Origin of the sequence: Parabacteroides distasonis ATCC 8503 (genome assembly GCF_000012845.1) — a bacterium.
Classification (GTDB): domain Bacteria; phylum Bacteroidota; class Bacteroidia; order Bacteroidales; family Tannerellaceae; genus Parabacteroides; species Parabacteroides distasonis.
On record NC_009615.1, the window covers coordinates 138,218 to 145,000 of the forward strand.

Below are 6,783 nucleotides of genomic sequence, written 5' to 3' on the forward strand. Positions count from 1 at the left end.
AATGCTCTCCTTATTTGATGTATATCCGTAAACGGGATCTGATTCTCTCTGCGTTGTTGGCTATGAGCTTGATGTGGATGATGCGTGTGTTCGTGAAATATTTTTATGTAAGTACTTTTCGTGTGGCTAAGGCGGAACGAGCCTTTATCTATGGCGTGAAGCAAGGTGGGGTGAGTTTGGCGAAGAGTATCCAGAATCAAGATCCGGCCCGGTTTGTACTGGCAGGGTTTATCTCGGATCTGACAGAGATAGGGAATCGGTATTTAATGGGAGTCAAGGTTTATCCGAATAACGAGGATTTGATTGGTGTGATGAGAAGGCTGCAAGCCGATGTTTTGTTGGTATCTCCCTTAAAGGTTGAGGCGATCCGGAATAATCAGGAGATGGTGGATAGGCTGATCAAGGCAAATATAAAGATCTATATGACTCCTGCCGCCCAAGAGTGGGACGGGAGGAGCGACTTGAGCCATACCCAGCTGAGGGAGGTGAATATAGAGGATTTATTGCCCCGTGATAAGATCGAGATAGACTTGGAGGCTGTGAGGAAGCAGCTTACCGGTAAGCGGATTCTGATAACAGGAGCCGCCGGGAGTATCGGTAGCGAGATCGTGCGGCAGGTAGCCCAGTTCGCCCCGGAACGTATGGTCTTGATAGATCAGGCGGAGACTCCCTTACACGATGTCCGCTTGATGATGGCTCGTGGGTGGCCGGATATAGAATCCTATACGGTTGTGAGCGATATTTGTGTGCGTGAACGCATGGAGGAGCTGTTCGAGGAGCATCGTCCGGATTACGTGTTTCATGCCGCGGCTTACAAGCATGTACCTATGATGGAGGATAATCCGGAGGAGAGTGTCCGCAACAACGTGGACGGTACCCGGGTGATCGCAGACTTGGCGGTGAAATATGGCACGAGGAAGTTCGTTATGGTATCGACCGACAAAGCGGTGAATCCCACGAACGTGATGGGCTGCTCGAAACGTATTTGCGAGATCTACGTGCAGAGCTTGGATCAAGCCATCAAGGATGGGAAGGTGAGCGGTCGCACGCAATTCGTGACGACTCGTTTCGGCAATGTGCTGGGATCGAATGGTTCCGTGATCCCGTTATTCAAGGAGCAGATCAAGCGGGGCGGTCCGGTGACGGTGACGCACAAGGATATCATTCGTTTCTTCATGCTGATACCGGAGGCTTGTAAGCTGGTCCTAGAGGCCGGTACGATGGGTAATGGGGGAGAGATCTTCGTGTTCGATATGGGTAAACCTGTACGGATCGTGGATCTGGCTGAGCGGATGATTCGTCTGAGCGGGGTGAAGGGAATCGAGATCCGGTTCACGGGATTGCGAGACGGGGAGAAGTTGTATGAGGAGGTACTCAATGAGGAGGAGACCTCCAAGCCTACTTTTCATCCGAAGATCAAGATCGCCCAAGTCCGTGCGTATGACTATGCTGACGCCAATCTGCGGATTGATGCCTTGGTACATGCTTGTGCCGTGGAGGGGGATATGCAGATCGTGAAGCGGATGAAGGAGATTGTTCCTGAGTTCAAGAGCCAGCATTCTAAATATGAGGTGTTGGATGAATAGAGCGAAATAAAAAGTAAATTATGGATTTATCCGTGAGGGCCTATGCTATTAATGTTGATTTAAATATAGCGTCAAAAAAGAAGAGCCTCCCCAGAGGCATTTGCAAGAAAAGAGAAAGAACCATGTAGGTTTTGTGATGAAAAGATAGGATGATAGAGATTTTGTAGAATCGATATAAGGTCAAGGTTTTGTACCGGTCTTCTTTTCCCGTAAAGGGATTTAGAAGGCCGGTTCTGTTTTTATATATGTATTTGAAAATCCGTATGTAAGTACGGTGTCCGGCCATATGCGGCGCAGGGATAAACATTCCCCCTGCGTTCGCATGATGAAAAAGATCTATGAGCGTTTGAGAGAGAGATTGGGGCATAAGCCCACGGTGAAGAATTTTGACGCATTCTTGGTAACGTTGGGGCCGGATGAGCGGGAGTCTTGGAAAATGGATGTGTGTAGTTTGGGATATGGGGATTATTATAGGAAGATGCCCGGGGCGTACCGTAAATTTATCCGGAAGTATATGGAGCATGACCGGGAGTGCGAACGGTGTTATATACGTAAGTATACGGTGCGTGGTGATTTGTTGTATTCCCCATTTCGTCCGGAACTCTTGTTGGAGCTAGTGAAGCTTGTGGAGTTTACGGATCGTGAGACTCCCCCTTCCTCCTTGGAAATAGCCTCTTGCCTGTTGATGGGGTTTGATTATCTGGGCTCGGTGCGTGGCTTGGCTTCTCATTTGCGAGAGGCGGGGCATTCTGCGGAAGCAGTCTTGGTGCTCGCTGGAAAGAGGGAGGTGACGGATGAGTTTTAAAAGAGATATGGATTTGAATGTTAGTTAAGAATAGCAGGTTTTTATTGTCTTTGAAAAGAGGTATTTTTGGTTTTTTTTATTTTTAATTAGTTGAATATTACTTGTTTGATGGATAAAACTACGAACGTTCGTCTCTTCTGGGCCATCTTACCTTTGTGTCGTGCTCCATAAGGGGTATATAACCATAAAAATTAAAAGATATGGCACAAGGTTTTAAGTTGGTGTTGCGTCCGTCGAAGCCGGGCGAGAAGGATTCAGAGAAAAAGTTTTATGCGGTGTCGAAAACGAATGGTACCTCTAGTATGAAAACGCTATGTAAGTTGATCTCGGCACGTAGTACGGTGTCGTCGGCAGATGTGAAGGCGGTATTGGATAACCTTAATTTCGTGTTGGATATGGAGCTTCAGGAGGGGCGTATCGTAAGGCTCGGCGATTTCGGGAGTTTTCGGATCTCGGTGAGCAGTGATGGTGTAACAGATAAAAAGGATTTCAATTCGAGTATGCTGCGCCCGCCGCGTATCATTTTCACTCCGGGAGGTGAGTTGAAGGATACGAAGAAGACACTGGAGTACTCACGGATCTCCCAAGATGGTACCACTGCGGAGGCTGGTGGCTCTGATAGTGATAGCCCGAGTGAGATTTAACGTGCAACTGGTAATGGCCGTGCTACTTTGCGTGGCCGGCCTTACCTTAGTGTTCTGTGGTTTTTGGGTGGCTCCTTCCGGTGAGATAGATAACAGCGTACTGGTCGCATTTGGGGAGATCTGCACGTTTGCCGGCGCGCTGTTTGGGGTGGACTACTCTTATAAATTGAAAATTAAGGATTGAAAATTTGAGTTAAGATGGAAAAGGATGAGAAGAGATTGACAGAGCATTTTCGTATGGACGAGTTTGTTTATAGTGCGATGGCGGTGGAACTTGGACTTAATAATGCGTTGCCTTCGGAGGTAATACCGGCGATACGGAATCTAATGGTGCGGTTGTTGGAACCTTTGCGTATATATCATCGACAGCCTATGTATATCATGAGTGGCTATCGAAGCGAAGAGTTAAACCGATTGGTGGGAGGTGCCCCTAGCTCGCAACATATGAAGGGGGAGGCGGTAGACATTTACACGGTGGACCGCAACCGACTATTGGAGGACTTGGTGGCAAGCCGCCTGAATTTTGATCAGGCGATCCTTTATCGTACGAAGGGATTCATACATCTTTCATTAAAAAAACATGGGGTGAACAGAAAACAGATTTTATTTAAAGAGGAGGGGGTATGAGTGGATTTTGGAAAAAAGGATACTATATATTGTGTTTTATCGTACGTACATTATATAACTTGTTAAGCCTTGAAAAAAAGCCTAAAAAATAATGCCCGATAAATTTGGACCGTATGTTTTATAGCATTACTTTTGCACCCGCATTCGAGAGAGAACGGCGCTTCAGAAATGATGGAAACGTGGAGGTATCCTTGGGTAGGGGATGAGGTTGGCTGGGCCAAGCGATAATTTCCAACCGCCCGGAGATTGGCTTGAGAAAAAAAACTTGAAAATTTTTCACCGAAAAATTTGGAGGTTAAGAAAAAGTCCTTACCTTTGCAGCCGCAATCGAGAAACGATAGCGAGAGGGTTCTTTGAGAGATTTACATAATTCAACAAGTAGTACAAGTATTAGGAAAAGAAATTTTCCGGATCGATACCGTCAAAAGAAGTATGACTTTGGACTACGATAAACGGATTCCGGAGCGAGGATATTAAGAAACAATTTAAACAACGAAGAGTTTGATCCTGGCTCAGGATGAACGCTAGCGACAGGCTTAACACATGCAAGTCGAGGGGCAGCGGGGTGTAGCAATACACCGCCGGCGACCGGCGCACGGGTGAGTAACGCGTATGCAACTTGCCTATCAGAGGGGGATAACCCGGCGAAAGTCGGACTAATACCGCATGAAGCAGGGATCCCGCATGGGAATATTTGCTAAAGATTCATCGCTGATAGATAGGCATGCGTTCCATTAGGCAGTTGGCGGGGTAACGGCCCACCAAACCGACGATGGATAGGGGTTCTGAGAGGAAGGTCCCCCACATTGGTACTGAGACACGGACCAAACTCCTACGGGAGGCAGCAGTGAGGAATATTGGTCAATGGCCGAGAGGCTGAACCAGCCAAGTCGCGTGAGGGATGAAGGTTCTATGGATCGTAAACCTCTTTTATAAGGGAATAAAGTGCGGGACGTGTCCCGTTTTGTATGTACCTTATGAATAAGGATCGGCTAACTCCGTGCCAGCAGCCGCGGTAATACGGAGGATCCGAGCGTTATCCGGATTTATTGGGTTTAAAGGGTGCGTAGGCGGCCTTTTAAGTCAGCGGTGAAAGTCTGTGGCTCAACCATAGAATTGCCGTTGAAACTGGGGGGCTTGAGTATGTTTGAGGCAGGCGGAATGCGTGGTGTAGCGGTGAAATGCATAGATATCACGCAGAACCCCGATTGCGAAGGCAGCCTGCCAAGCCATTACTGACGCTGATGCACGAAAGCGTGGGGATCAAACAGGATTAGATACCCTGGTAGTCCACGCAGTAAACGATGATCACTAGCTGTTTGCGATACACTGTAAGCGGCACAGCGAAAGCGTTAAGTGATCCACCTGGGGAGTACGCCGGCAACGGTGAAACTCAAAGGAATTGACGGGGGCCCGCACAAGCGGAGGAACATGTGGTTTAATTCGATGATACGCGAGGAACCTTACCCGGGTTTGAACGCATTCGGACCGAGGTGGAAACACCTTTTCTAGCAATAGCCGTTTGCGAGGTGCTGCATGGTTGTCGTCAGCTCGTGCCGTGAGGTGTCGGCTTAAGTGCCATAACGAGCGCAACCCTTGCCACTAGTTACTAACAGGTTAGGCTGAGGACTCTGGTGGGACTGCCAGCGTAAGCTGCGAGGAAGGCGGGGATGACGTCAAATCAGCACGGCCCTTACATCCGGGGCGACACACGTGTTACAATGGCGTGGACAAAGGGAGGCCACCTGGCGACAGGGAGCGAATCCCCAAACCACGTCTCAGTTCGGATCGGAGTCTGCAACCCGACTCCGTGAAGCTGGATTCGCTAGTAATCGCGCATCAGCCATGGCGCGGTGAATACGTTCCCGGGCCTTGTACACACCGCCCGTCAAGCCATGGGAGCCGGGGGTACCTGAAGTCCGTAACCGAAAGGATCGGCCTAGGGTAAAACTGGTGACTGGGGCTAAGTCGTAACAAGGTAGCCGTACCGGAAGGTGCGGCTGGAACACCTCCTTTCTGGAGCTTCAGGATTCCGTACCGAGGTCATACGAGGTATTGATCCCTTGTGCTGCTGTTGAGATTATGTTTATTATATAGATCAATGACCGGAAGGCCGGTCGGAGAGAAAAAGATGAAGCTGGGACGTAAGTCTTGGCAAAGTTGACAGTCCTATAGCTCAGTTGGTTAGAGCGCTACACTGATAATGTAGAGGTCGGCAGTTCAACTCTGCCTGGGACTACTCCGAATGAGGGGGATTAGCTCAGCTGGCTAGAGCATCTGCTTTGCACGCAGAGGGTCAACGGTTCGAATCCGTTATTCTCCACACATCCCGCGAGGGAAAGAGGATCTTTGACATGTTGGACATCAAAAAGAAGAAACAAGTAGAGCGAGCTTAAGATATATCAACCCGTACGTAAAGTACGAGGTGAGAGAAAGTAAGCAAGGGCAGACGGTGGATGCCTTGGCTCTCGGAGGCGACGAAGGACGTGATAAGCTGCGAAAAGCTCGGGGGAGGCGCAAATAGCCGTTGATCCCGGGATATCCGAATGGGGCAACCCGGCAGGCTGAAGGCCTGCCATCCCGTAAGGGAGGCGAACGTGGGGAACTGAAACATCTAAGTACCCATAGGAGGAGAAAATAAACAATGATTCCGTAAGTAGTGGCGAGCGAACACGGAAGAGCCCAAACCCATGTCGTCTAGGCGACACGGGGGTTGTAGGACCACGACGTGGCAAGAAGGAAGGGAAATGGAACGACTTGGAAAAGTCGGCCATAGACGGTGAAAGCCCGGTACATGACTCCCTTACGAAGCCTAGTGGCATCCTGAGTAGCGCGGGGCACGAGAAATCTTGCGTGAATTAGCGGGGCCCATCCCGTAAGGCTAAATACTCCCGAGAGACCGATAGCGAACCAGTACCGTGAGGGAAAGGTGAAAAGAACCCCGAGCAGGGGAGTGAAATAGACCCTGAACCCGTCTGCCTACAAGCGGTCGGAGCGTCGTAATGACGTGACGGCGTGCCTTTTGCATAATGAACCTACGAGTTACCTTCCCCGGCAAGGTTAAGTACCTAAGGTACGGAGCCGAAGCGAAAGCGAGTCTGAACAGGGCGCCAAGTCGGGG

Annotated in this window: 5 protein-coding genes, 2 tRNA genes and 2 rRNA genes (1 of these 9 running past the window's edge); all 9 read left to right on the forward strand. The window is 49.4% G+C overall.

The window, feature by feature from the left end:
• Nucleotides 1–17 precede the first annotated feature (17 nt).
• On the forward strand, nucleotides 18–1,586 hold the full coding sequence (locus BDI_RS00635) for a polysaccharide biosynthesis protein (RefSeq protein ID WP_227742550.1): 1,569 nt from the start codon (nucleotides 18–20) through the stop codon (nucleotides 1,584–1,586).
• Nucleotides 1,587–1,908: 322 nt separating this feature from the next.
• Nucleotides 1,909–2,391, forward strand: a complete 483-nt coding sequence (locus BDI_RS00640) for a hypothetical protein (RefSeq protein WP_011965906.1) — start codon at nucleotides 1,909–1,911, stop codon at nucleotides 2,389–2,391.
• Nucleotides 2,392–2,591: 200 nt separating this feature from the next.
• Nucleotides 2,592–3,035 carry an HU family DNA-binding protein gene (locus BDI_RS00645; RefSeq protein ID WP_009276830.1) on the forward strand — a complete coding sequence of 148 codons (444 nt, stop codon included), beginning with the start codon at nucleotides 2,592–2,594 and terminating at the stop codon, nucleotides 3,033–3,035.
• On the forward strand, nucleotides 3,025–3,219 hold the full coding sequence (locus tag BDI_RS20665) for a hypothetical protein (RefSeq protein ID WP_127908265.1): 195 nt from the start codon (nucleotides 3,025–3,027) through the stop codon (nucleotides 3,217–3,219). Before BDI_RS00645 ends, BDI_RS20665 begins: the two co-directional genes overlap by 11 nt.
• A 14-nt stretch (nucleotides 3,220–3,233) precedes the next feature.
• A complete protein-coding gene (locus BDI_RS00650) occupies nucleotides 3,234–3,662 on the forward strand; it encodes a D-Ala-D-Ala carboxypeptidase family metallohydrolase (protein ID WP_011965907.1) in 429 nt (142 codons plus the stop codon).
• Nucleotides 3,663–4,151: 489 nt separating this feature from the next.
• A 16S ribosomal RNA gene (locus BDI_RS00655) occupies nucleotides 4,152–5,678 on the forward strand.
• 149 nt (nucleotides 5,679–5,827) lie between these two features.
• Nucleotides 5,828–5,901: transfer RNA gene (locus tag BDI_RS00660), tRNA-Ile, on the forward strand.
• A 10-nt stretch (nucleotides 5,902–5,911) separates the two neighbouring features.
• Nucleotides 5,912–5,985, forward strand: a tRNA-Ala gene (locus BDI_RS00665).
• A gap of 106 nt (nucleotides 5,986–6,091) precedes the next feature.
• Nucleotides 6,092–6,783, forward strand: a 23S ribosomal RNA gene (locus tag BDI_RS00670); it runs 2,188 nt beyond the window's last position.
• The 16S and 23S rRNA genes sit together here with 2 tRNA genes alongside, the layout of an rRNA operon.

Bases quoted from the DNA above. Each gene is read 5' to 3' on its own strand.
- BDI_RS00650 (WP_011965907.1), top strand. From the start codon at position 3,234: ATGGAAAAGGATGAGAAGAGATTGACAGAGCATTTTCGTATGGACGAG.
- BDI_RS00635 (WP_227742550.1), top strand. From the start codon at position 18: ATGTATATCCGTAAACGGGATCTGATTCTCTCTGCGTTGTTGGCTATG.
- BDI_RS00640 (WP_011965906.1), top strand. From the start codon at position 1,909: ATGATGAAAAAGATCTATGAGCGTTTGAGAGAGAGATTGGGGCATAAG.
- BDI_RS00645 (WP_009276830.1), top strand. From the start codon at position 2,592: ATGGCACAAGGTTTTAAGTTGGTGTTGCGTCCGTCGAAGCCGGGCGAG.